The 24929-nt window shown below is 60.7% G+C and carries 21 protein-coding genes; 15 read left to right on the top strand and 6 right to left on the bottom strand.

All coding sequences use genetic code 11. The annotated features are described in order from the left end of the window. Position 1: 1 nt before the first annotated feature. Genes SB753_RS16725 through SB753_RS16715 form a run of 3 tightly spaced genes read left to right on the top strand, consistent with a single transcriptional unit; the run spans position 2 to position 2576 of the window. Positions 2 to 334 (top strand): hypothetical protein, encoded by a 333-nt coding sequence (locus tag SB753_RS16725; protein ID WP_020068352.1) that lies wholly within the window; start codon positions 2 to 4, stop codon positions 332 to 334. After that, positions 307 to 1275, top strand: a complete 969-nt coding sequence (locus SB753_RS16720; RefSeq protein ID WP_410800834.1) for a cytochrome c oxidase assembly protein — start codon at positions 307 to 309, stop codon at positions 1273 to 1275. The genes SB753_RS16725 and SB753_RS16720 overlap by 28 nt, the downstream gene beginning before the upstream one ends. Further along, positions 1272 to 2576, top strand: coding sequence for a c-type cytochrome (locus SB753_RS16715; protein WP_410800832.1), 1305 nt, complete (start codon positions 1272 to 1274; stop codon positions 2574 to 2576). Before SB753_RS16720 ends, SB753_RS16715 begins: the two co-directional genes overlap by 4 nt. Before the next feature lie 31 nt (positions 2577 to 2607). Here SB753_RS16715 and SB753_RS16710 read toward each other — a convergent pair whose 3' ends face one another. Next, a complete protein-coding gene (locus tag SB753_RS16710; protein ID WP_410800830.1) occupies positions 2608 to 3117 on the bottom strand; it encodes a GNAT family N-acetyltransferase in 510 nt (169 codons plus the stop codon). Between the two features lie 282 nt (positions 3118 to 3399). On the opposite strand from SB753_RS16710, the gene SB753_RS16705 reads away from it, so the two are divergent. The 3 genes from SB753_RS16705 (at position 3400) to SB753_RS16695 (ending at position 6811) form a co-directional block, all read left to right on the top strand. Further along, positions 3400 to 3933 carry a CinA family protein gene (locus tag SB753_RS16705; protein ID WP_410800828.1) on the top strand — a complete coding sequence of 178 codons (534 nt, stop codon included), beginning with the start codon at positions 3400 to 3402 and terminating at the stop codon, positions 3931 to 3933. A 93-nt stretch (positions 3934 to 4026) separates the two neighbouring features. Beyond that, positions 4027 to 6075, top strand: a complete 2049-nt coding sequence (locus SB753_RS16700; protein ID WP_410800826.1) for an NAD(+) synthase — start codon at positions 4027 to 4029, stop codon at positions 6073 to 6075. A gap of 148 nt (positions 6076 to 6223) precedes the next feature. Then, positions 6224 to 6811: a hemerythrin domain-containing protein gene (locus SB753_RS16695; protein ID WP_410800824.1), complete on the top strand. Its 588-nt coding sequence runs from the start codon at positions 6224 to 6226 to the stop codon at positions 6809 to 6811. 54 nt (positions 6812 to 6865) lie between these two features. Here SB753_RS16695 and SB753_RS16690 read toward each other — a convergent pair whose 3' ends face one another. Continuing rightward, positions 6866 to 9172: an FdhF/YdeP family oxidoreductase gene (locus SB753_RS16690; protein WP_410800822.1), complete on the bottom strand. Its 2307-nt coding sequence runs from the start codon at positions 9170 to 9172 to the stop codon at positions 6866 to 6868. 250 nt (positions 9173 to 9422) lie between these two features. Between SB753_RS16690 and SB753_RS16685 the strand changes: the two genes are divergently transcribed. Beyond that, positions 9423 to 10871 carry a cytochrome ubiquinol oxidase subunit I gene (locus SB753_RS16685; RefSeq protein ID WP_410800820.1) on the top strand — a complete coding sequence of 483 codons (1449 nt, stop codon included), beginning with the start codon at positions 9423 to 9425 and terminating at the stop codon, positions 10869 to 10871. Next, positions 10855 to 11868, top strand: a complete 1014-nt coding sequence (cydB, locus tag SB753_RS16680; RefSeq protein WP_410800818.1) for a cytochrome d ubiquinol oxidase subunit II — start codon at positions 10855 to 10857, stop codon at positions 11866 to 11868. Before SB753_RS16685 ends, cydB begins: the two co-directional genes overlap by 17 nt. Positions 11869 to 12174: 306 nt before the next feature. Here the strand turns inward: cydB and SB753_RS16675 are convergent, their stop codons facing one another. Next, the gene (locus SB753_RS16675) at positions 12175 to 14814 is read right to left on the bottom strand and encodes a glucose/quinate/shikimate family membrane-bound PQQ-dependent dehydrogenase (RefSeq protein WP_410800816.1); all 2640 of its coding nucleotides are present in this window, start codon (positions 14812 to 14814) and stop codon (positions 12175 to 12177) included. A gap of 169 nt (positions 14815 to 14983) precedes the next feature. Between SB753_RS16675 and SB753_RS16670 the strand changes: the two genes are divergently transcribed. The 4 genes from SB753_RS16670 to SB753_RS16655 all read left to right on the top strand — a co-directional run bounded on the left by SB753_RS16670 (position 14984) and on the right by SB753_RS16655 (position 16882). Beyond that, a complete protein-coding gene (locus SB753_RS16670; protein ID WP_020068339.1) occupies positions 14984 to 15391 on the top strand; it encodes an NUDIX hydrolase in 408 nt (135 codons plus the stop codon). A gap of 81 nt (positions 15392 to 15472) precedes the next feature. After that, positions 15473 to 15700 carry a hypothetical protein gene (locus SB753_RS16665; protein ID WP_020068338.1) on the top strand — a complete coding sequence of 76 codons (228 nt, stop codon included), beginning with the start codon at positions 15473 to 15475 and terminating at the stop codon, positions 15698 to 15700. 48 nt (positions 15701 to 15748) lie between these two features. Then, complete coding sequence (locus SB753_RS16660) at positions 15749 to 16291, top strand: hypothetical protein (RefSeq protein WP_088173412.1); 543 nt, start codon at positions 15749 to 15751, stop codon at positions 16289 to 16291. 78 nt (positions 16292 to 16369) lie between these two features. After that, positions 16370 to 16882: a hemerythrin domain-containing protein gene (locus tag SB753_RS16655; RefSeq protein ID WP_020068336.1), complete on the top strand. Its 513-nt coding sequence runs from the start codon at positions 16370 to 16372 to the stop codon at positions 16880 to 16882. 131 nt (positions 16883 to 17013) lie between these two features. Here the strand turns inward: SB753_RS16655 and SB753_RS16650 are convergent, their stop codons facing one another. Continuing rightward, a complete protein-coding gene (locus SB753_RS16650; RefSeq protein WP_020068335.1) occupies positions 17014 to 17514 on the bottom strand; it encodes a ferritin-like domain-containing protein in 501 nt (166 codons plus the stop codon). A gap of 158 nt (positions 17515 to 17672) precedes the next feature. Between SB753_RS16650 and SB753_RS16645 the strand changes: the two genes are divergently transcribed. Then, a complete protein-coding gene (locus SB753_RS16645) occupies positions 17673 to 18548 on the top strand; it encodes a manganese catalase family protein (RefSeq protein ID WP_020068334.1) in 876 nt (291 codons plus the stop codon). A 124-nt stretch (positions 18549 to 18672) separates the two neighbouring features. Here SB753_RS16645 and SB753_RS16640 read toward each other — a convergent pair whose 3' ends face one another. After that, positions 18673 to 19917 (bottom strand): phosphatidylserine decarboxylase family protein, encoded by a 1245-nt coding sequence (locus SB753_RS16640; RefSeq protein WP_410800813.1) that lies wholly within the window; start codon positions 19915 to 19917, stop codon positions 18673 to 18675. 142 nt (positions 19918 to 20059) lie between these two features. Between SB753_RS16640 and SB753_RS16635 the strand changes: the two genes are divergently transcribed. Continuing rightward, positions 20060 to 20755 carry a PIG-L deacetylase family protein gene (locus tag SB753_RS16635; protein ID WP_410800811.1) on the top strand — a complete coding sequence of 232 codons (696 nt, stop codon included), beginning with the start codon at positions 20060 to 20062 and terminating at the stop codon, positions 20753 to 20755. 64 nt (positions 20756 to 20819) lie between these two features. Then, on the top strand, positions 20820 to 21767 hold the full coding sequence (locus SB753_RS16630; RefSeq protein WP_410800809.1) for a glycosyltransferase family 2 protein: 948 nt from the start codon (positions 20820 to 20822) through the stop codon (positions 21765 to 21767). Positions 21768 to 21823: 56 nt separating this feature from the next. On the opposite strand, the gene SB753_RS16625 is transcribed toward SB753_RS16630, so the two are convergent. Then, positions 21824 to 24511 (bottom strand): ATP-binding cassette domain-containing protein, encoded by a 2688-nt coding sequence (locus SB753_RS16625; protein ID WP_410800807.1) that lies wholly within the window; start codon positions 24509 to 24511, stop codon positions 21824 to 21826. Between the last annotated feature and the right edge of the window lie 418 nt (positions 24512 to 24929).

The following is a 24929-nucleotide window of genomic DNA, read 5'->3' as shown; positions in this document are numbered from 1 at the left end:
CATGCGAACCTGGCTCGCGCTCCTCGGTGCGCCTTCCGCGGTACTGGCCGCGCTGAGCGCTGACTATGCGCTCGTCACGCCCTCCTGTGCGTGGCGAACGGTCCTGCCTCTGGGCAGTGTGACCGGCACTGCGCTGCTGTTTTCAATGGTCGCGACGCTGCTCGCGTGGCGCCGCTGGCGCGAGGCCGGCATGATCGCCCCCGCGACAGCGACTGCGCTCCCCGCGCGTCCCGCAATGCTTGCGTGCGCGGCCACGTGGGTCGGCATGCTCTCGACGCTCGCACTCGTCGCAATGTGGATACCGCAATGGCTTATTTCCCCCTGCGTGCAATGAACAAATCAATGCGCCGCGCACTCGCGTTCGCCGCGTTGTGTATTCCGCCAGGCGTACACGCACATGTGTTGACTGCCGCGGAGAGAAGCGCGCCGCCCGTGCTGCGCTGGACTTTCGAACCATGGGTCGTCGCACTGCTGGTCGTGAGCCTCGGCCTCTATGCAGCCGGCTACCGGCGCCTGCGCGCGCGCAGCCGACGCGGGCGCGGCATTCGCACGCGTCAGCTATGCGCATTCGTAGCCGGATGGCTCGCGCTGGTCGCCGCGCTCAATTCGCCACTCGACGCATTGAGTGCGGCGCTCTTTTCCGCGCATATGGTTCAACATGAACTGATGATGATCGTGGCCGCTCCGCTGCTCGTGCTCGGCCGACCGCTCGCGGTATGGCTGTGGGCCTTTCCTCCGGCGGCACGGCACGCGATAGCCGCCGCCGTCCGCACGCCGGTGCTGTACGGACTGTGGCGCGCGCTGTGTGCGCCGACCGTCGCATGGCTGCTGCACGCCGCCGCGTTATGGGCGTGGCATATGCCGCGCTTTTTTGAAGCGGCGCTCGCGTCGCCCGGTATTCATACGCTTCAGCACGCGAGCTTCCTGCTAAGCGCGCTCCTGTTCTGGTGGGTCGTTTTCGGCGAGGGTGCGCGGCGCGATCAAAGCGGCTATGCGATGTTGTCGCTCTTCACGACGATGGTTCACACCGGCGCGCTGGGCGCATTACTGACGCTCGCGCCGGGGCTCTGGTACCCGGCGTACATCGAGTCAACCTCGGCGCTCGGCTTCGATCCGTTGCAGGACCAACAACTCGGCGGCCTCGTGATGTGGGTGCCTGGCGGTCTGGCGTATCTGATCGCAGCGCTTCTGACGGGCGCGCGCTGGCTGATGCATCGTGCGCCAGTGACGCTCATGCATAACACGCTGGCCGCGCGGCGGGATACCACCTCATGATGCGGCGCTTCAAACTGATCGTGCTGGCCGGCACGGCGATGCTCGGCGTGTTCACGGCTCCGCGCGTCACAGCCGAGGCTGCCGGCGCATCGGACCCGGCGCTCGCGGCCCTCGTAGCGCGTGGAGAATATCTCGCCAAAGCGTCGGACTGCGCGGGTTGCCACACGGCCGTCGGCGGACAGGCTTATGGCGGCGGCTTGGGACTCACATCGCCATTCGGCACGATCATGAGCAGCAACATCACGCCGGACCGCCGATACGGCATTGGCGCCTACAGTTACGTAGATTTTGCACGCTCTGTGCGGGAGGGCGTGTCGCCGGGTAACAAGCGGCTTTATCCGGCGATGCCGTATGCGTCCTTTTCAAAAATGTCCGACGACGACATGCGCGCGCTTTACGCGTATTTCATGCACGGAGTAAAACCGGCGCCCGAACCGGCTCCGCCCACCAAGCTGGCGTTCCCCTTCAATCAGCGCTGGGTGCTCTATTTCTGGCAACTCGCGTTCGCACCAACAGAACCCTATCGGCCGAAGGCCGGACGTGACGCGCAGTGGAATCGCGGGGCATTTCTCGTGCAAGGTCCGGGGCATTGCGGCGCATGTCACACACCTCGCGGGCCAGGCTTTCAGGAACGCGGCTACGACGAGTCGTCGCCCATGTATTTGACGGGTGGAGTCAATGACAACTGGTTCGGGCCGAATCTGACCGGCGATCCGGGCTCGGGACTCGGACGTATCGGCGAAAAAGATCTTGCCGCATTTCTGAAGACGGGACACGGTGCGGGTCTCGTCGCATTCGGTTCTATGGTCGAGCAAGTGGAAGACAGCACTCAATATCTGACCGACGAAGATGCGCTCGCCATGGCGCACTATCTCAAGTCACTGCCGGCGCAAAAGCCGTCCGGGAGCTATGAGCCGCATGCCCAGCCCGACTTGCCGACGCGCAACGGCAATCGGGTCGATGCGCCTCAATCGGTCGGCGCGCGGGTCTATATCTCGTTCTGCGCGCGCTGCCACGGTGTGCAAGGTGCGGGCGTGCCCAATGTATTTCCGCGGCTAGCAGGCAACCCGTCAGTGATCACCGAAGATACGACTTCGCTGATTCGCTTAATGGTGGAAGGCGGCAACAGTCCCGCGACTATCAGTGGACCGCCGCGTCAAGCAATGCCGGGCTTCGCTCAAACGCTCACCAATGCGCAAATGGCGAACGTGCTTTCATGGATCCGCACCTCATGGGGCAATGACGCGCGACCTGTAACGGCCAACGACATTCAGTCGTTGCGCGAGAAAATCCACAAGTAGCGCGGCTCGCAGCCCGCGCGATCCGATTGCATTACGCCCCGCGCGTGGTGGCTTTGCGCTGGTTGTCGGGCGCCTGTCCGTCGAGGCGCTTTTCGAAGCAGCACGAATCGTCTTTACCCACATACGGCCCATACGGTTCGATGCGATGGAAACCGTGTCGCTCGTAGAACTCGATCGCGCGACGATTGTTCACGTGCATGCCGAGCCATAACGCCTGATAGCCTAGCTCTGCTGCTTCTTTCTCGAGGCGCGCGAGAATGGCACCGCCTGCGCCCTCCGCGCCGGGGCGCGCATAGAGGCGCTTGATCTCGGCGATGTGCTCGCCTAACGGACGAAACGCGCCACAGCCGAGCGGCGTCGAAAAACCGGTCCTCGCAACGAGAAAGCGCGAGCGCTCAAGCGCGACGTCGTGAATGGAAAAGCGGCTCTGTCCGCCGTCGCCGGTAAACACGGCCAGCGTCGCGCTCAGTTCGTCGAGTAGCGTCTGCGCGTCGGTCGAGGACGGATCCTCGCGATTGATAACGATTGTTGGAAACATCATGTACGTCGCCTCCTTTGCCGTCGCATGCGAAGCAAAAAGAGCAAGCGCTGTACCGACGGTAAAGCCGCGCGCAAACATTGAACATGGGCCGAAAAAAAAGTGGCTCGCCGTGTGGCGAGCCTAACCGAACAAACAACCATGGCGTCCCGGTGAAGGGACACGTTTGTCGAGCAATCGCCGTGCCGCTGGATGAAGACGAATGCGCAACGGGTATTGCACTTGCTCGCTGACAACTGACTGGCTTATCGTGACAAACGAGCCCGGATAAACGAGGACGCAAAAATGAACATTCCCCGCAGCGTGGTTGGGTTTCTCTCGTCGCGCGGTCTTGTGATCGCCACCGCCGAATCGTGTACCGGCGGTCTCATTGCATCCCTGCTGGCAGACGTGCCGGGCAGCGGCGCATGCCTCGACGTGGGCCTCGTCGTTTACTCGCCGACGGGTAAATGCGGTGTACTGAACGTGCGGTCGCAGACGATCGAAAAACATGGCCTGACGAGCGAGGCAGTCGCCCGGGAGATGGCCACAGGTGTACTCGCCCTCGAAGGGTGCTCGGCCAATATCGCAGTCTCGAATACGGGGCTCGCAGGTCCGCCGCCGGAAGGCACGGATCTGCCGGCAGGCACCCAATGCTTTGCGTGGCGTTACAAGCGCCGGGACGGTGAATTCATGTTTGCCGAAACGCGAGTGTTCGACGGAGACCGCACCACTATCCGGCGAAACGCAGCGCTTTACGCGCTTTCGCGAGTCGAGTATTACTTCAATCAGTTGCCGAACGTACGATACGCTCGACCCGGTTCGCCGCACTCCGCCTGAACGCGTCGCGAACGCCGCATCGGGCTGTGTTCAACACTGGTTGGAGCGGATAAGCTGCCGCTTCCGACCGGCTATTCATAGGCGCCGCACATCATGACGCAATCATTCTTCAACTTGTACAGTCACGAGTTTGCACGTGTCGCGGTTGCCGTTCCGGTGTGCCGCGTGGCCGATCCGCAATTCAACGCGCAGCAGACGCTGCAACTGGCCCGCGAGGCCGCACAAAAGGGCGCGCTGCTTGTCGTGTTTCCCGAACTCGGCATATCGGCCTATACGTGCGACGACCTCTTCCATCAGCGAGCACTGCTCGATGCGTGCGAATCGGCAATCGGTGAGATCGTTGCGGCCTCTACGAGTATTCCTGCGGTACTGGTCATCGGCGCGCCACTGAAGATCGAGCATAAGTTGTTCAATTGCGCATTGGTGATTTCGAACGGCAAGCTGTGCGGTGTGGTGCCCAAAAGCTACCTGCCCAACTATGGCGAGTTTTACGAAGCCCGCCAGTTCAGTGCGGCGGAGAACGCGTCGAGCTCCGAAGTGACGTTATGCGGACAGCATGCGCCCTTTGGCGCGTCATTGCTGTTCGACGTCCCGCACGCGCCGCTCTTTCGCTTCCACGTGGAAATATGCGAGGACGTATGGGTTCCCGTGCCGCCGTCGTCATTTGCGGCGCTCGCGGGTGCAACGGTGCTCGTCAATCTTTCGGCATCCAACATCGTGATCGGCAAGTCCGGTTATCGGCACCAACTGGTCGGGCAGCAATCCGCGCGATGCCTGTCCGCGTATCTATATTCGTCCGCGGGCCGCGGCGAATCTACAACCGACCTCGCATGGGACGGCCAGGCGCTGATCTACGAAAACGGCGAACTGCTCGCCGAATCGGAGCGTTTCGTCGACACGTCCCATGTGATTTACGGCGACGTCGACCTCGAACGGCTGTCGCGCGAACGGATGAGGCAAACCACTTTCGGCCAGTCCACGCGCCGCCACGCAAGCGAGGTCGGCAAATTCCAGGTGATCAGCGTGCCGGCTTCGCTTCCCGATGCGGAGCATTTGCCGCTCATGCGTTCAATCAACCGTTTCCCCTATGTGCCGTCAAATCCTGCGACACGCGATGAACGCTGCGCCGAGGTCTACAACATTCAGGTGCAGGGGCTGCTGCAAAGACTCGGCGCGGCCGGAATCTCGAAAGTGGTTATTGGTGTCTCGGGCGGCCTCGATTCCACGCAGGCGCTGCTCGTATGCGCAAAAGCCATGGACCGGTTGAAGCTGCCGCGCTCGAATATTCTCGGTTACACGATGCCGGGCTTCGCGACCAGCAGCCGCACACTCCAGCAGGCGAAAGATCTGATGCAAGCCGTGGGCTGCTCGATGGAGGAAATCGACATACGCCCGAGCTGCATGCAAATGCTTCACGACTTGCACCATCCGTTTGCGTCGGGCGAAAAGCAATACGACGTCACGTTCGAAAACGTTCAGGCAGGCGAGCGCACCAGCCACCTTTTCAGGCTCGCCAATTTCCATCAGGCAATTGTGATCGGCACAGGCGACCTGAGCGAACTGGCGCTCGGGTGGTGCACCTATGGCGTGGGCGATCACATGTCGCATTACAGCGTCAATGCGAGCGTGCCGAAGACGCTGATCACGCATCTGGTGCGCTGGGTCGCCGAGTCGGGCCAAGTCGGCGACGCGGGCTCGCATGTGCTGGAGCAGATCCTGGCGACCGAGATCAGCCCGGAACTGGTGCCCGGCAAGGTCGACAAAGTCATCGACCAGAAGACCGAAAGCATTATCGGTCCGTATGAGTTGCAGGACTTCAACCTCTATTACCTGTTGCGCTTCGGCTTTTCACCGTCGAAGGTCGCGTTCCTCGCGCATTGCGCATGGGCCGACCGCGAGCGCGGCGTCTGGCCTGCAGGTCCACATGTGGCGCGCAACGAATACACGCTCGGCGACATCAAGCGCAATCTGGCGATCTTCGCCGAGCGCTTTTTTCACACCAGCCAGTTCAAGCGCTCCTGCATTCCGAATGCACCCAAGGTGGGATCGGGCGGCTCCTTGTCGCCGCGCGGCGACTGGCGTGCACCGAGCGACAGCGAGGCAACGGTCTGGCTGCGAGACATCGAAAGGATTCCCGGCTAGCGGGGCGTTGCAGGTATGGCGAATGCGGTGTGTGGCGCATCCGCGAGCGCCCGCATGCCGGATTCGCGTGCTCATGTGCATGTCGACTTCGCGTGCAGACAATCCCCACAAACCGACGCGCGGCGCCGCGTCATTCTGGAGAACTGCCATGCCCGATACCAATTCGTCGATGTCTCCCACCATTACCGCGATGATCCGGCTCGATCATATGCATGTACTTGCCGCGTTTCATCGTTATCACACAGACACGCCGTGGTGGCGCAAGCGCGCAATCGTCAATTCGGTCTGTGCGGCACTCGAAATTCACGCACAACTGGAAGAAGAAATCTTCTACCCGGCGTTGGCCGGTGTAATGAGCGAGGATAAAACGCTCGAAAAGAGTCAGCCCGAACACGACGAAATGCGCGCCACCATCGCAAAGCTACGCGCAAGCGGACCCGAGGATGCTGCATACGACGGTCTTTTTCAGCAACTGATGCGCGAGGTCATGCATCACGTGGCCGACGAAGAAACCGTACTGCTGCCTGCCGCTGAGCGGGCACTGAAAGGCGAGCTGCGTTCGCTCGGCTCGAAAATGACGCGCCGTAGAATGCAGCTTCTTGGTGAGCGTCCGCGGGAAATTGCAGTGAATACCGCAGGTACATTCCCGTTTGCGACTTTCCTGCTCGGGTCTCTGCTCGTGATTGGCGCGACGCAATGCTTGCCGAAGTCGCGCAGATCGCGCTACGCCGATTGACCGCGCTGAAAGCGGATCGCGAATCCGCCGGGCAATCGTCGCCCGGCGGGTCTGTCATGCACCAGATGTAGCAACCGGCTTTTCGACAATCCGCACCGGAATGGACTTGGCGCCGGGCACTTTACTTTCTTCGGCGTAATGCCAGAGCGGCAGCAGCGGATTGCATTCCGGGTAGTAGCCGGCAATGCAGCCACGCGGAATGTCGTAAGCCTTGACGGTGAGTCCGCTTACGCGCCGGTCGAAGCCGTCGTCGGAAATGGTCTGCAAGCCGATCTTGTCGCCTTCGGTCAGACCGCTCGCCGCCATATCGTCTTCATTCATCAGCACAATCATGCGGTTACCCTTCACGCCGCGAAAGCGATCGTCCAGCGAGTAGATCGTCGTATTAAACTGGCTGTCGGAGCGCAGTGTCATCAGTCTGAGCGCGTCCGTCTCGCGCTCGGGCATGTCGGGATCTTCGCCGAGTGCCTTCGGCACCTGGAACTCCGCCTTCCCGCTTTTCGTCTTCCATTGCCGCTCGCGCGCGGGGAGAGGTTTGTGAAATCCGCCCGGGGTCCACATGCGCTGATTGAAGTCGTGGAATATCTCCGGATAAGTCTTTTCTATTTCATTGCGCACGATCGAGTAATCATCTCGCCACGCATCCCAGTCAACGTTGAAGCGAGTGCCCAGTGTCGCTTTCGCGATTCCCGCGACGATATAGGGCTCCGAGCGAATGTTGTCGCTGGCCGGTTCCGCCACGCCGCGCGAACCGTGCATGCACGCGGTGCTGTCTTCCATCGAGACAGCCTGGTCGCCGCTCGCCTGCCGGTCGATTTCGATGCGGCTCAAGCACGGCAAAATGTAGGAGATATCACCGTGTACGAGGTGACTGCGATTGAGCTTGGTCGCAACGTTCACATTAAGGCGCAAACCTCGCCACGCAGGTTCTATCCGCAAGCGGTCCGGCACGGAACGCACGAGATTGCCGCCGAGGTTGAATACGCCCTTCACCTCTCCTTTGAGCATGGCTTCAAACGCTTCGACGGTATTCATGCCTTTCTTGCGGGGCGGCTCGAACGAGAACTGGCTTGCCAGCTTATCGAGCGGCGCCAGTTCGGGCTTTTCCGTAATGCCGACCGTGCGCTGCCCCTGCACGTTGGAATGACCACGCACAGGTGACGGCCCAGCGCCGGGCTTGCCCACGTTGCCCCGCAGGAAGAGCAGATTGCACACCATGCGGACGTTTTGCACGCCGAGCCGGTGTTGCGTCAGTCCCATTCCGTAGTGGACGATCACTGCATTCGCCTTCATGTATTCGTCTGCGGCCGCCTGTATCGCGTCGCGAGTCAGACCGCTGACCTTTTCTATGTCCGCCCACGAAGCCTCGCGTGCATAGTTCGCGAATGCTTCGTAACCGGTCGTGTGATCGCGGATGAAATCCGCATCGACGACACGCGGCGCACCTTGCTGGATGGCGAGATCGTCCGCGGCAATCACCGCCTTGCAGATGCCGAGAATTGCAGCGGTATCGCCGCCGGTCTTGAGTTGATGATATTGCGTGCTGATCTGCGTGTTGTCGGGCGTGAGCATTTGCACCGGCGATTGCGGATTCGCAAAACGCACGAGCCCCGGCTCGCGAAGCGGATTGAACGTGATGATCGGCACCCCGCGTTTGCGCGCGTCCTGCAATTGATGAAGCATGCGCGGGCTATTGGTACCCACATTCTGGCCAAAGAAGAACATCAGATCTGTCTTCTCGAAGTCGTCGAGCGTAATGGTGCCGACGCCCACCCCGATCGCTTCCTTCAGCCCGACGCTGGTGCTTTCGTGACACATGTTCGAACTGTCGGGCAGATTGTTCGTCCCGTACATGCGCGCTAAAAGCTGGTACATGTACGACGTTTCGAGCGACGCGCGGCCCGACGCATAGAACACCACACTGTCCGGCTCGAGCTTGCTGAGCTCGCGACCGATTTCATCGAACGCCTGTTGCCATTCCACTTGCACGTATTTGTCGGTGGCTGGATCGTAGCGCATCGGCGCGGTGAGCCGCCCCGCTTCTTCCAGGTCATGGTCGTGCCATGACAGCAGTTCGGTCACGGTATGCAGCTGAAAGAACTCAGGCGTCATTCGCTTGGACGTCAGGTCCCAGGCAGTAGCCTTCGCGCCGCTCTCACAGAACTCGAATACGTGCGGGTCGGCCGGCTTGGCCCACGAACAGCTCACGCACATGAAGCCGTCCGGCTTGTTCTGCTTCGCGAGCACAGCACTGTCTTTCAGGCCGACATGTTCCTGCGCGAGGATTGTGGTGACTGCCTTCAGCGATCCCCATCCGCCCGATGCGTAGGGGTAATCTCGTGTCGTGTCCTTTTCTTTCATCACGGTCTCCGCGCGAACGTCAGTACAGAACGAGAGCAAAGTGTGTACCTGTTGGCGAAAAGAGTGCATGCTCCTGACAATAGGTTTACACGCCTTTCGCATGGTTTTGCGCGGGTGCCCGCACTATGCCGGCAGACACAGTCAGGCCACGCATTTGCATTTACATTGCTTATATTCAGAAGCATGCGCTGCGGCGCAAAATTGCGAATCGGTCCATCAGGTCAGCCACGTCCTTATTCGAGGTACCGTAATGCCACCCTCGGTCGACGCACTGTTTCTCGCCCGAACGCAGTTCGGTTTCACCATCGCCTTTCACATTATTTTCCCGGCAATGTCCATCGGGCTCGCCAGCTATCTTGCAGTGCTCGAGGGCGCATGGCTCTTCACCGGCAAGCCGGTATACCTGGCCGTATTCCGCTACTGGCTGACGATTTTCGCAGTGGTATTCGGCGTCGGCGTGGTGTCTGGCCTTGTCATGTCGTATGAGTTCGGCACCAATTGGGCGGGCTTTGCCTATCGGGCGGGACCTGTTGTCGGTCCGCTTATGGGTTACGAAGTACTAACCGCGTTCTTCCTCGAATCGGGCTTTCTTGGTGTGATGCTGTTTGGCATGACCCGTGTCGGCCCCAAGCTGCATTTTCTTGCCACAGTGCTCGTCGCTATCGGCACTTTGCTAAGCGCCTTCTGGATTCTCGCGGCAAATTCATGGATGCAAACGCCGCAAGGATTCGAGATGGTCGACGGCCGCTTTGTGCCCACCGACTGGCTCAGTATCATCTTCAACCCTTCGTTTCCCTACCGGCTCGTGCATATGGTGCTCGCGGCCTATCTGAGCGTGGCGTTCATCGTCGGCGCGGTGGGTGCGTGGCACTTGCTGCGCGATCCCGGTAACGAGCCCGCGCGGCTCATGGCTTCCATGGCGCTATGGATGGCGTGCATCGTCGCGCCGATCCAGATTCTCGCCGGCGACGCGCACGGTGTGAACACGCTCAAGCATCAGCCCGCAAAGATCGCCGCACTCGAAGGCGACTGGGAGTCCAAACCGGGCCAACCGCTGATTTTGTTCGGCATGCCAAACATGAAGACCGAGACTACCGACTACGCAGTCGAGATCCCGCATCTGGGCGCGCTGATCCTCACACATACATGGAACGGCGCTATTAGAGGACTCAAGGAATTCGCGCGAGAAGACCGCCCCTTTTCGCCGCTTATTTTTTGGGCTTTTCGCATCATGGTCGGCCTTGGCGTGCTGATGGCGCTGACCGGTTTCGCGAGTCTGGCACTTCGGGCGCGTCATTCGCTTTATCGCGCGCGCTGGCTGCACCGGATGATGGTCGCAATGGGACCGTCCGGCCTCATCGCCCTGTTATGCGGCTGGACCGTGACCGAAGTGGGCCGTCAGCCTTACACCGTATATGGCCATTTGCGCACCGCCGACAGCGTGTCGCCCATCGCCGCGCCCGGCGTCGCGACATCGCTTGCGGCTTTCGGCGTCGTGTATCTGATCGTATTCGGCGCGGCAATGGTATTTGTACTGCGTCTCATGGCGAGGCCGCCATCGCTCGCGACAGAAGGGCCCGCCAAGGACAAGCCGCATCGCAGCGCGGGCATCACGCCCGGACCGGCGCAACGGCAGCACGCATCGACCACCACTGGCAACACTTCTGCACGGGACGATCGCCATGACCGCCACGATTGATCTGCCGCTCGTCTGGGCGGCCATCCTGGCGTTTGCCGTGCTTGCCTACGTGCTGCTCGACGGATTCGATCTCGGCGTGGGCATCCTGTTCGCCGTCGAGCGCAGCCGGGATGATCGCGACCTGATGGTGAACACCATCGCGCCCGTATGGGACGGCAATGAAACATGGCTCGTGCTCGGCGGCGGCGGACTTTTCGCCGTGTTTCCCCTCGCCTATTCGATCATCCTTCCAGCGCTCTATCCGCCGATCATCGCGATGCTGCTCGCACTCGTGTTTCGCGGCGTGGCCTTTGAATTCCGTTTTCGCGCGACGGGTTCTGGCCGCGCGTGGTGGGACGTCGCTTTCTTTTCGGGTTCCACCATGGCCGCGTTGTGCCAGGGACTCGTGCTGGGCGGACTGCTTCAGGGCATCCACGTGAAGGGAGTGTCGTATTCCGGCGGCTGGTGGGACTGGCTTACCGGCTTCACCGTGCTGTGCGGGCTCGCCGTGGTCGTCGGCTATACATTGCTTGGATCGTGCTGGCTGATCTGGCGCACCGAAGGACCGCTGCACGAGCGGTGCCGGCGTTATGCGCGCACCATGGCGGTGGCGGTGCTTGCGCTGATTGTCGTGGTCACGCTGTGGACGCCGATGCTGCAAGGCTCGCTCGCTGCGCGCTGGTTCCGCTGGCCGGACATTGCATTCACCGCCGCCGTGCCGGTACTGCTGATTCTTCTCGCGGCCGGCTTCTGGCGCAGCCTTTCGGCGCGGCGCCAGGCGCTGCCTCTACTCTTCGCCTATGGCATTTTCGTTCTTTGCTATGCAGGTCTTCTGATCAGTCTGTATCCGTATCTCGTGCCACCTGCCATTTCCTTCCGCGATGCCGCCGCGCCCCACGCAAGCCTCTTATTTCTGCTGGTGGGCGCAGCGATTACCGTTCCGATGATTCTCGGCTACACGGTGTATGCCTATTCGGTTTTCAAAGGCAAAATGCGTCCCGGCGAGGGATATCACTAACATGTGGCGACGATTCGCATGGTTTGTCGGCCTGTGGTTGCTGGGCGTTGCAACCGTCGCCCTCGTGGCAGGCATATTGAAAGCTTTATTACACGCCGCTACGCATTAAGCGATCTTCGAACGTTCTGCACGCGTCACGGCGGCTGGAATGTTTGCGCGTTGACGCGTAACGTTTTCAACCGGATGCACATTAGAGTGCATTCGCTTACTTGACGCAGAAACTCGCGCGCCTGTCGCAAGCGCGCGGCGGGCCTTAACCGCGACGCTCCTGCGGCGCCCGCTCGCGCGCGATCCTCAAACGCTCTTTCAGGGCAGCGTGTACGCGATCACGTAATCACCTTGCTTCGTGCCGAGCGAGCCGTGCCCGCCCGCGGTGACCAGCACATACTGCTTGCCGTTGCTGTCGGCGTAGGTCATTGGCGTTGCCTGCCCGCCTGCGGGCAAGCGGGCTTGCCACAGCCGGTCGCCAGTCCGTACATCGTAAGCGCGCAGATAGTAATCAAGCGTACCGGAGAGGAATGCCACACCGCCAGCAGTCGTGATCATGCCACCCAGACTCGGCACGCCGAGCGGCATGGGAATGGGCAGCGGCGCGCTATCGCGGATGGTGCCGTTCTTGTGTTCCCACACAATGTGGTTCGTGCGCAGATCGACGCCCGCGACATATCCCCACGGCGGCGCCTGGCACGGAATGCCGAGCGGCGAAAGGAACGCATTGAGCTCGAATCCATAAGGCGTGCCGCGAGCGAGCTTGATGCCGCTTGTTTCACTGCCCTTCTTCTCTCCGTTATCGGACGGAATCTGCGAGCGCGGCACCAGCTTTGAAGTGAAAGCCATGTAACTCGGGTTCGCGATCAGTATTTGCCGAACCGGGTCCACTGCAATGCCGCCCCAATCGAACACCCCGAAATTGCCCGGAAATACGAGCGATCCCTGCTCGGACGGCGGCGTGAACATGCCGTCATATCGCAGCGATTTGAACTTGACGCGGCACCACAGCTGATCGAAAGGATTGGTGCCCCACATGTCGCGCTCGCGCACTTTCGGCGGTTTGAAGTTCAGTGCGGAGAACGGTTGAGTAGGCGAAGTGTGATCGCCGGTTCCCGCGCCCTGCGGTACGGGTTCTTCCGTGATCGGCACGATCGGCTTGCCGGTCTCGCGGTTCAGCACGTACAAACTGCCCTGTTTCGTCGATGCGATCAGCGCAGGTTGCACGCCACTGGGTGTCTGCAGATCGATCAGCGAAGGTTGGCCGCCTACGTCCATGTCCCATAGATCGTGATGAGTGAACTGGTAATTCCAGCGCATCTTGCCGGTTGCGAGATCCAGTGCAACGACGCCCGCCGCCACCTTCTCCGAGGCCGGCGTGCGCAGGCCGCCCCACTGGTCGGGTGTCTGATTGCCGAGCGGCAAATACACCATGCCGAGTTTTTCATCCACGCTGAAGACCGACCACATGTTCGGCGAATTGCGAACGTACGTCTGATTGCCTGTAATCGGCTGGGTCTCGTCTGGGTTACCCGCATCCCAGTTCCACACGAGATGACCGTCGTGCACGTCGAACGCGCGGGTGACCCCCGAGGGCTCGTTGGTCGACTCGTTATCGGTGACGTGGCCGCTGATAATGACCAGATCGCGAGTTACCGCGGGCGGCGACGTCGAGTAATAACCGCCAGGGGTAAAGGGACCGATATTCGTGCGCAGGTCGATTTGACCGTTATTGCCAAAATGCGTGCATGGCTGACCCGTGTCGGCATTGAGCGCAATCAGTCGTGCATCGGCGGTCGGCAGGAAAATGCGGCGCGGACATTCGGCGCTCACGGCAGCGGCGGCCGTCTGTTGGGTCGCAGCCGATGTATCGCTGGCGGCCGTGGCTGCGGATGCCGATTGCTCTGCGCCCGCCGATGCGGATGCACCGTTGGCCGCGTCAGTGGTCGCTGATGCGCCATCCGCTGCAGGCGCCGAAGCCGATGCTTGGGGATTCGAAGCGGCAGCGCTCGCATCAGTGCTCGCAGCCGCGCCTTCAGTCGGCGCTGAAGCCGCTGATGAAGCCGCCGCATTATCCGCCGCTGCTACCGCGGCGTTTGCCGGATACATCGCGTCGTCGTGATATGACACGCCGCGGCAAGTCATATGCTCCCAGTGCTTGAAGCCAACGGGACTCTGAATATGCGGATCATATCGCCAGAGTTCCTTGCCCGACGCCGGATCGAGCGCGATCACGATACTGTGCGGCGTGCAAAGGAAGAGCTTGTTGCCGACCTTGATCGGCGTGTTCTCATCGGTAGTTTCGGTGGGGTCGCCCGGGCCCGGCTTGTCGCCTGTTTCGAATTGCCAGGCCACTTTCAGTTGCCCCGCATTTTCCGGCGTGATTTGCGTAAGCGACGAATAGCGCTGACCGAGCGGCGAGCCGCCGTAGTCGGTCCAGTCGGCCGCCTGCCGGTTCGCGTCACCGGCAATGGATGTAGTGGGCGGAGCGGCAGTGGAAGCCAGGGTGCCCGCGCGATCATACGGATGATTGAACGCTGTGACGAGGCCGAGGAGTACGGTCAGGATCACGGCGGCAGTCAACGGCACGACGCCCTCGCGATGCGCGGCCGGTGGCCCGAACACCAGTTTGCGTGTGACGGGCGGCAGCAATAGCCACAGAGCGAGTACAAGCCACACCCACAAGCGCGGCAACAATTGCCAGAAGTCGAAGCGCGCTTCCACCACGGCCCAGATCGTCGAACCGAACAGAATCAGCGCGAATAACCATAGCGCCGAACGTCGGCGAATGCTGAGCAGCACGCCGGTCAGCGCAATCGCGATCCCAGTCACCACGTAATACCACGAACCACCCAGCGCGACGAGCGGGACTCCGCCCCCAGCTAGCGCCAGGCCAATGATGATAAAGACGACAGCGGGGACGGCAAGTGCGGGAGGAAACCGATGTGGCTTCGACATATTCACCACCTCTACAGACAATGATTCGAATTGGATTACACAAGAAAAACCGACCGTTTGGCCGAAAGCGCCGTTTGTGCAAGTAGCATTTACAGTTCCCGGTGGACTCATCGGCAAGGCATGCAACATGCAACGTGCGCCAACGTCGCACTGATTACCCCGAAATGTCATGAAGCATCGAGCCACCGTCCTTTGCCTGCGCGCTAATCACATCCTGCTGGTCGCGAGATCCAACGGACGGTGGGCGCTGCCCGGCGGTCGATGCAAAATCGGTGAGCCCGCGTTCGACGCGGCCGCTCGCGAGCTTCTTGAAGAGACTCAAATGAGCGGCATCCCGCTCCAGTATATTTTCGAGTTCTGGGGCGCCCGCACTCGACACTATGTATTTGCCGCGCGTATTCCCGAGCACGTCGAGCCGATACCGAGCAATGAAATCAGCCGATGCCGCTGGGTCAGCGTGAAAGACGTTCGTTCGGCATGGGTCAGCGTGTCGACTCGCGGCATCGTTCAGATACTTCTGGAAGAGAGCAGTCCCATGGGGCCCGCAAGGAGATCTAGTCCATTGCGGGCGTTCTGAGCGCACCGGGAAGCGTGGCACGAGCGTGGCACGAGCGTTGCATGACGAAGCTTGTCGCTTACTTACCCACGGAGTTTCACAATGGCAGGAGATAACTCGTTCAAGCCCGGCGAAATCGTCAAGACCTCCGGCATCTATTCAGTCGTTCACGACGACGGCAAAGACACCTTCGAAGTAACGTGCGTAGAGGGAGAACATTTTCCGCCTACGCGCAGCGGCAAAGGTGCGCACTTCGAGCTCAAATATGCGGCCACGCACGCGCATCGGCACGGTGAGCTGAAGGGAAGCGAAGCAAGGCAAAACGCCTAACCGGCGACAGATCGTCGAAACAGCGCGCCCGGCGAAGAGCACAAAACGATGCCTAAAACTTCCGCTTCGCCGTTCGCTCTTGCCGAGCGCGCAATCATCAGCCTGTACGACGGCGGCGTGCTATCGCCCGCTGTCCTCGAACGGCTATTGGCCGTTTTCGCACAAGAGAACACGGACTGGGACACGAAACCGTCTCAACGCACCGTTGACGGACGCTCGCTTCACGAAGTGGTCGTTCTCACCATGCTGCCAGGCGAATCTTTACGTTCGGCGAGCAAATCCTTCCTGTCGGTAATCGAGCACATAGGCGGCGTATCGCGAACTAAAAATCCTGCGAGCGCGGCGGAGGACGTAGACGAGCACGAAGAAGAATCCGCGGACCAGGACGACGACAGCGCAGAACTGGCGCAGCAATTGTCCGGGAGTGCTCGCGCTCCGCGGCGCGGCCGTGCCGCGAACGTGAAAGACAAAGCGAAAGACACCGCCAAAAACAAAGAGAGAGACTCCGACTCGCCCACGCGGCAGCCCAAGAGAACAGCAGCGTTCAATCCGCTGCTGAACGCTGCAGCGCCGCGCAAGAGCAAAAACTAAACTGCGGCGCATGGGCACAGTGCTTGCGTTACCCCGTTCAAACCTGCCGCCAGGCGGCGTTTCAACACGGAGAGCGACATGCCCGAAAAACAACCGAACCCCAATACAGACGATGCACTCGAACTGCTGATCGCGGATCATCGCGCCGTCGAGCGGCTATTCACCGCGTTCAAAGAAGCTAAAGAAGACGATCTGGAAGCGAAAGCCACGCTGGCACAGCGCGCGTGCGAAGAGCTCACCATTCACACCATCATCGAAGAAGAACTGCTCTACCCCGCTGCGGCTGAAGCGCTGCCGTCAGGCGATGTGGTCGACGTGGAGGAAGCGTACGTCGAGCACTTTCTCGTGAAAACACTGATCAGCAAATTCGAAACGCTCAAGGCGGGCGATAAAGGCTTCGACGCGACGTTCAAAGTGATGAGCGAAATGGTGCAACATCACGTGGAAGAAGAAGAGAACGAACTGTTTCCGGAATTGCGAAAGGCCAATCTCAATGTAAAGGGACTGGGTCAGAAAATCGCACAGCGCAAGATGGAACTGCAGGGCAAGCTCGACGCAGTCGGCAGCCGTGCGGTCGGCGACAAGACCTGACGCGCGAAGTTGTCGCGGGTCATGCGGCGCGCGTGGCTCGCAAAAAAACCGGCCCTTGAATGGGCCGGATCGCACGATCAAAACCGCTCTCTCAGTCCCGCGTCGCTTTTCAGCCGGCAGGACTTCCCCACTTACTTCTGCTGCTTCGCCTTTTCGTTGCCGGCTCGCTCCGCGAATTCGGTCAGCTTCAAATCCGTCGCCTTCTCTTCTTCCAGCGTTTCCTTCAGCAGATTGACGGCATCGGTGAAACCCAACTGCTTTCCGATCGCGCAAAGGCTGCCGTATGCGGCGATTTCGTAGTGTTCCACCTTTTGCGCGGCAGCGACCAGGCCGGCATCGAGCACTGCGCCTTTCTCCATTTCGTCGATTAGCTCCTGCCCTTCCTCGATCAAGCCTTCCATCGCGACGCACTTCATTCTTTTCAACTTCACGCCACTCGTTTCTACAACCTTATCGATTCTTTCCACCTGTCCTTGCGTTTCCTCCAGGTGCATTTTGAACGCCTCGCTCAATTGCGGATCGGACGCAGCACGCGAGAGTTTCGCCAATGCCTTGGTCAACTGCTTCTCGGCGCTGTAGATATCCGACAGCATGTGAACGAACAGATCGTCGATGGTCTTTCGCTGTGTCATGTGCAACTCCCAAGGTAGTGGTTAGGAGCCCTGCAATCCGCAACGCGTGTGCCAGAACATCGGCACGCGCGTTGTGACGATTTAATGGCTCAGGTATGCGGGATGCGCAAGGAAGCGTGCAGTCGAAAGTTTCCCAACCATACTCAGCGGAGAAACCAATGTTCGTCCACAACAAACGACTTCAATATACCGTGCGTGTCGCCGCCCCCAATCCGGGCCTCGCCAATCTGATGCTTGAGCAATTCGGCGGACCTCAAGGCGAGTTAGCGGCCGCGTGCCGGTACTTCACTCAGGCCGTCGCAGAAGACGACCCGGGCCGCAAGGATTTGCTGTTCGACATCGCTACTGAAGAACTGAGTCACCTTGAAGTAATCGGCTCCATCGTCGCTATGTTGAACAAGGGCGCGAAAGGCCAACTGGCCGAAGGCGTCGAGCAGGAAGCAGAGCTGTATCGCTCACTGACAGGCGGCGGCAACGACTCGCATACCACCGCGCTGCTGTATGGCGGCGGGCCTGCGCTCACGAACTCCGCGGGCGTACCGTGGACGGCTGCGTACATCGACACGATCGGCGAACCGACCGCCGACCTGCGTTCGAATATCGCTGCGGAAGCGCGCGCGAAGATCGTCTACGAGCGCCTGCTGAATGTCACGGACGACCCGGGCATCAAGGAAGCGCTTGGTTTCCTGATGACGCGCGAGATCGCTCACCAGAAGTCGTTCGAGAAAGCGCTGCACTCGATTCAGCCCAACTTCCCGCAAGGCAAGCTGCCGGGTGTTCCGGAATTTACAAACGTGTACTACAACATGTCGGCTGGCGAAGGCGACGCACGCGGTCCGTGGAACGAGGGCCCGGAATGGGAATTCGTCGAGGCGCCGCAGCCGGCAGTGGATGGTGGCGACGGTCTGCCATCGGTCAACGTGACGCAAGCCGATGTCGAAGTGCTAGGCGCGCTGGCCGAGAGGACCGCATCGGATACGGAATCGGATCCGATGACGGGCGCCGATCTTGGCTCGGGTAAGCAGCCGGGCTAAGCGTTTATCCGCGGCGGGCTGCCCCGCGATCAAGAAGAAAAAATGCCGCGAAGCGCATTGCGCTTCGCGGCATTCGAACATCAGTTCCACGCTCGTTGAAGATCAGAGTTGACCGCAGCGAGGATTACCTCGCGGTCGCGATGTGCGTATTTACGTTGACTGGCGGCGGGTGGTCGAAAGGTGGTTGCGGCACGAAACTGCTGATGACACCCGGCTCGAAGACGAGACAGCAGGTCGAGCCGCCGTACTGGAAAAAACCTATTTCATCGCCCTTGGCGACGCGCTGGCCAGGCAACGCCTCTATCATGCACGACGACACGTCGGCCATGCCGACGAAAAGACAGCCGACCTGACCGATCGCAGGATCGTCGCTTTCGATAACGATCACGGCGCGGGCCGCCACCGCGGTAATGTAGCCTTGCGAATCGTTCAGACCGCCGGCGTCGCGACCTTCCGAATCGGCGTCGGAATAATAGGTGCCGTCCAGCGCGTACGCTTTCTTGATGACGCCACTTATCGGCGCATGCCACCGGTGATAATTGAATGCACTGAGAAAGGACTGATAGATCGAGCCGCCGACAAAACGCTGTGCAACTTCGCGCTGGCTCGCGGAAAACATATCCAGTAGTGAATAAGGCTGTGCCTTGATCCAGAAGGTATCGGTCAGCTTGACATCTGTCTGGATGTTATACGGAGCCGCCTCGCAGGCGCTGACAATGATCTTGTCGTTATCCGGCTGATCGACTGGCCGTACGCCCTCGCGGAACCGGCGCGTGAAGAAGTCGTTCCATGACGAAAAGCCCCAATACGGCTTGTCGGTATCGCAGACGAACTGCGACATGCCGATTTTCTCATCGGCCTCGGGCGAAAACCATCCATTCGGCGCCGACGTATTCAGGTGTTCCCGCGAATGCGGCCCGCTCAGGAACCCGCACCAGCAATTGAGCACGCGTTTAAGCCGCTGGTTCAATGCCGGGTCGCGGAACAGCGCGTAGCCGGACGGCATGCACATTGGCCAGTCCAGCACCGCATTCAATGGGCAGTGAATCAGACTGGTCTCGCTGAACGGCGGCGCATAAGTCATTACGTAATCGATGATCACCATCAACTCGTCTATTGACGAATAGCCGAGCACATAACCCGCGTCGCGGGCCTGATCGATAGCACGCGTCATATCCATGCGAAGAACTGGGTCGCCGCTCAGAAGCGCGGCCAGATCTTCTACCGCCGACGTTCGCGGCGCATGCATCGCGCGAGCGCGGGCTTTCTCCGCGAGGTCGGTGCGATATCGCGCGAGATGCTCTTCCTTCGATGGCAGCCAGCCGCCGAGCCTGCGCCGCTCGGTGGCGGTTTTGTCGTTGTCTGTCATGCTGATCCTTTCGGCTCATCGGAAACAATACTCCCACCGGTTTGCAAAGGTCATTCCTGTTAGCTTCAGGTCATGTTTCAGAACCAGGCCCGCTATTTGCAAGCCAGCTGTTCCTGTCGTCTTTAAGCAAGTCCATCACAAAATGATGCAATCGCGCGCACGTCTGCTCGTCGTTTCTCCACATCTCGACGACGCCGTTCTGAGTTGCGGGCTGCTTCTCGCAGCTAATCCATCGGCCATTGTTTGCACGGTGTTCACCGCGCCGCCGCCGGAGAACATGTCCACTGACTGGGATCGGCAATCCGGTTTCACTGATGCGTTTGAGGCAATGCAGACGCGCAAGCAGGAGGACATTCGGGCGTTGCAAAAGCTCGGCGCACAGCCGGTACATCTGTCCTTCTGCGATGCGCAATACCTGTTGACACCGAGCCCCGATGATCTGACCGGAGCGCTTCGCCGCACGCTCAACGAGCACAGTCCAGAGAACGTGTTCTTCCCGCTGGGCATCTTCCATTCCGACCACACTTTAGTGTCGGACGCATGTCTCGCGCTGATCGACGTCATGGCCGACACCGCATTTCACGGCTACGAAGACGTGCCGTATAGGCAGAGGCAAGAAGCGGTATTGGAGCGCATTGAAGAACTGACCAAAAGCGGCTACGCGCTGTCGCCCACCACCGACATGGGCGCGCCGGTCAATGCATTCAGCGCGCATGAGCAGATCAAGCGAGAAGCCATTGCCGCCTACGCGAGCCAGTTGCGCGCGTTCGGCCCACAGGGGCAAAGCTCGCTTTATTCGACCGAAAAGTATTGGCGGCTGCAAAGAGCCTCAAGCTAGTTGAAAGCGGACGGCACACCGATTGCTTGAACGGGGCATCGCCTCGTCAAGAATAAAGAACCGCATGGAAAAAAAATCGCTTTCCCGGCGCATTTCGGTCGTCGTTCTGACGTACAACCGCGCCGATGAGCTTGTGGCCACTCTCGAGCGCCTACTCGCCCTTCCCGAAAACCCGCCCATTTTTGTCGCGGACAACGGCTCTAGCGATAACACCGTCGCGCTCGTGAAGGCGCTGTTTCCGACTGTATGCATCGTCGAATGCGGGGCGAATCTCGGCGCGGCCGGACGTAATCGCGCCGCCGCGTACGTCGGCACGGACTACGTGGCCTTCTGCGACGACGACACGTGGTGGGAGCCGGGCTCCCTCGATCGCGCGGTGCAACTGCTCGATGCGTGGCCGAACGCGGGCGTACTGAGCGCGCGCGTGGTGGTCGGCGAGGATAACCTCACGGACCCGACCTGCTCGGTCATGCGTGCAAGTCCGCTTGGCAGCGAAGGTCTGCCGGGCCCCTCGTTGATCGGCTATATGGCAGGCGCATGCGTTTTTCGCACGTCGCTGTTTCGCCAACTGGGCGGCTACGAGCCGCGCCTTTTTATCGGCGGCGAAGAAGAACTCGTCGCGCTGGACGTGCTGGCAGCCGGACACGCGATTGTCTATTGCGATCAATTGACCGTGCACCATCATCCGTCGCCGTCACGCGATAGCGGCTTGCGGCGCCGCACACTCGCGCGTAATGCCGCGTGGATCGCGTGCTTGCGCCTGCCCTGGCCCGAGGCGAGCCGCGCGACCATGCATGCGCTCGCGACGTTCTCACGTGAAGGCACCCTCGCGCGCGACGCCGTTCCGCTGTTGCGCGGGCTCGCATGGGCATTGAGACACCGCAAGCCAGTGCCGGCTCAGGTGCTAAGCCTGCGCGAACGGGTACGCACGGGCGAGCGTCAAATGGCGGCGCCGGTGCCGGCCACTGCCCGCGCAAAACCAACGGTAAGCAAGGTCGACGCGCGTACCTGAGCCGCAGGACGTGGAGAGGCGCACATGCGCGCGACGAACGCGCACCGCCTCCCGCTTCATACGCCCGTGCGTGCGGACGCCATCGCTAGATTGCGAATTTCGCCTATCAGCTTTTCAGGTGCAACCGGCTTCGAAAGATGCGCCTGGAAACCGGCCATCTGCGCTCTCATACGGTCTTCCCCCTCCGCGTAGCCGGTGATTGCGATCGCCGGCACGCGGTCCTGCAGCGGCAGTTGCCGATCGGCTTCAAGGCGTCGCAAACGGCGCAGTACGTCATAACCGTCTTCGTCCGCGAGCACGATGTCGCATAGCAACGCATGCGGCCATTGTGTGGTCGGTGTGGCGGCGAACCAGTCCAGGGCCTCCTTGCCCGACGACGCGGTTCGCACGCGCGCGCCACTCGACACAAGCACCGCTTCTAATGCGTCGAGCGCATCTTCCTGGTCGTCGATAGCCATGACAAAGAGACCTTCTAGCGGCGCCGCGCCGTCCACTTCCGAGGTCAACGGCATTGCTGCCGAACCGGCAGGTGAATCAGCGTCGGCCACCGGACGCAAAGGCAGCATGGCGACATAGGCGAGCCGCCCGTTGAGCGTCATTAGCGTGAAGCTGCCGCCCGCCGCAGCCAGCGCTTCCTCCATATAACGAGCAGCCGCTTGCGACAGTTCAGCGGGCTTTTCGCCCATGCCGAGTACCGTGACCCAGACCTGATTGTTATGCCGCTCGACGCGAAGCTCGATGCGCTGCCCCGGCCTAGCGTGCACGATCTCGTTGCGGCACAGCTCGGCGATCAGCGGTTGCAGCACGCTCGGGTCGCCGGTCACACGCAGATCGTTGTCGCTGATCTGCGGATACAGCGTCACCCGTTGCGCGGCAATTTCGTCGTGCAACGCGTCGATCACACCGGCCATCAGCGCCGCGAGGCTGACCGACTGCGCGGTGAGCTTGCGTTGCGCGTGCTCGAGTTCGCCCTGCTGCCATTGCAGGGACCACATCTTCGCGTAGACGCCTTCACGCGTGAGCAACTCGCGGTGCGTGCCCTGCTCGACCACGCGGCCATGCTCCATCACCAGAATCCAGTCGGCGTCGACCACGGTCGATAGCCGGTGCGCGATCACGATCGACGTGCGGCCTTGCGCGAGCCGCGTCAATTCAGTCTGGATCGCCCGTTCCGAACGCGTGTCGAGCGCGGAGGTGGCCTCGTCGAATACGATGATGCGCGGGTCCTTCAGAATGGCGCGTGCAATGGCAATGCGTTGGCGCTCGCCGCCCGAGAGCCGCACACCGCGCTCGCCGACGCGGGTGTCGTAATGATCGGGCAGACGTTCGATAAATTCGTCGAGTTGCGCCGCGCGCGCCGCCCGCACCACATCCGCACGCGTTGCCGAAGGCCTGCCGTACGCGATGTTATAGGCAATGGTTTCGTTAAACAGCACCGTGTCTTGCGGCACGATGCCGATTGCTTCGCGCAGGCTCTTTTGCGTAACGTGACCGATGTCCTGTCCGTCTATAAGAATCCTGCCGCTGTTTGGCTGATAAAGACGAAAGAGCAGCTTCACGAGTGTCGACTTGCCCGACCCGCTGCCGCCGACAATCGCCAGCGTCTTGCCAGGGTAGGCATGAAAGTCCACGTCGCGCAGAATCTGCCGAGCCGGGTCGTAGCCGAAGTCCACGTGCTCGAATGAGATTTGCCCTGCGCTCACCACCAACGGTTTCGCGGCCGGTTCGTCGATATCCTCGCCAACGCGCCCACGCGCGGCGAGTATTTCGAACATGCGCTCGACGTTGACCATCGCGTCGTTCGTCTCACGAAATACGAAGCCGAGTGTATTCAGCGGCATGCAGATCTGGATGATGTACGCATTGACCAGAATCAGATCGCCGACAGTCATGCTTCCGGCCACCACGTGCTGCGCCGCGAGCAGCATGATTGCGCCAATGCCGAACGCGATCACCGCACTCTGCCCTACGTGCAGCGCCGTCAGCGCGCGCTGATTCGCCGTTCTGGCGTGCACCCACTTGTCGAGCACGACCGACAACCGCTTCGTTTCCGTGTCTTCGGTGGCGAAGTATTTGACCGTGTCGTAGTTAAGCAGACTGTCCACGAGCCGGCCATCCGATTGCGCCTCCAGAGCATTCACCGCGCGCTGGAACGCAACGCGCCGCCGGGTGAACACGAATGTATATGCCGCATAGCAAACGAAGGTTGCCGCAATCGCGATCATGAATTCGCGCGCGTAATTGTGGACCATGATCGCGACGATGGTCGCAATCTCGAACGCGGTCGGCACGATCGTAAATAGCGCGACGCCGAGCAGAAAGCCGATGCCGTCGGCGCCCTTTTGCACGTCGCGAACTATTGCGCCGGTCTCGCGTTTCGTGTGAAAGCGCGCACTCATGCGATGCAGATGCGCGAAAGTCCGCTCGGTAAATGCAGCGACGGTGCGCTGCGTGACGATACTGAACACCACGTCGCGCGCTTCGTTCAATGCGTCGCCGAGAAAACGCAGTAATGCATAAGCCAACACGAGGAACACCGGGAACAGCGCCTGCGCGACCGGGTGCCCCAGTTCGTCCACCACATGCTTGAGCACGAGCGGGATCAGAACAGTGGAGAGCTTCGCGGCAACCATCAGCAGCAAGGCAGCGACGGTCTGATTGCGATAACGCCAGACTGCGCGCATCAGGTCGGCGGCAATGCGGCGGGTCAACTGGGAACGGGGCAGCGTTGCGGAGTTCGGCATGGTGTCCTGAGAAGGCCGCGGCAGCGCGTGAACTGCAACCCGGCATTAGATTCCACGAAGCGGATTCGCAAAGCGGCGCGACGAGTGGCATGCATGTCGAGCACGTGCGCTTGGGGCAGTAATGCCCACACTGCGGAGCACACCTCGCAGCAAACCCTGCGCCCGCCGCCGGACAAAACTTAGCATAGACGACACATCAGCGGCACGCGATGTAAGCAGCACGTTGAAGCAAATATTTTCGTCTACGTTGGTGACGGTGATCGAACTTACATGGCCGCTTGTAGAAAAAGGGAACGCCACACCGTTTCCTTAAGCGAAAAAAGGGAACGCTACAGCGCTTCTCCGCACCCAACGCCGCATTGCGCTTCGCGCGTCACCCGCAGCGCATAGGCACAGCGCATGCTCATGCCGGATAACA

It is taken from the genome of Paraburkholderia sp. SIMBA_053 (genome assembly GCF_046534895.1).
Taxonomy (GTDB): domain Bacteria; phylum Pseudomonadota; class Gammaproteobacteria; order Burkholderiales; family Burkholderiaceae; genus Paraburkholderia; species Paraburkholderia caledonica.
The sequence above is the reverse complement of the archived record's forward strand: the minus strand, read 5'-3'. Positions and strand labels throughout refer to the sequence as shown.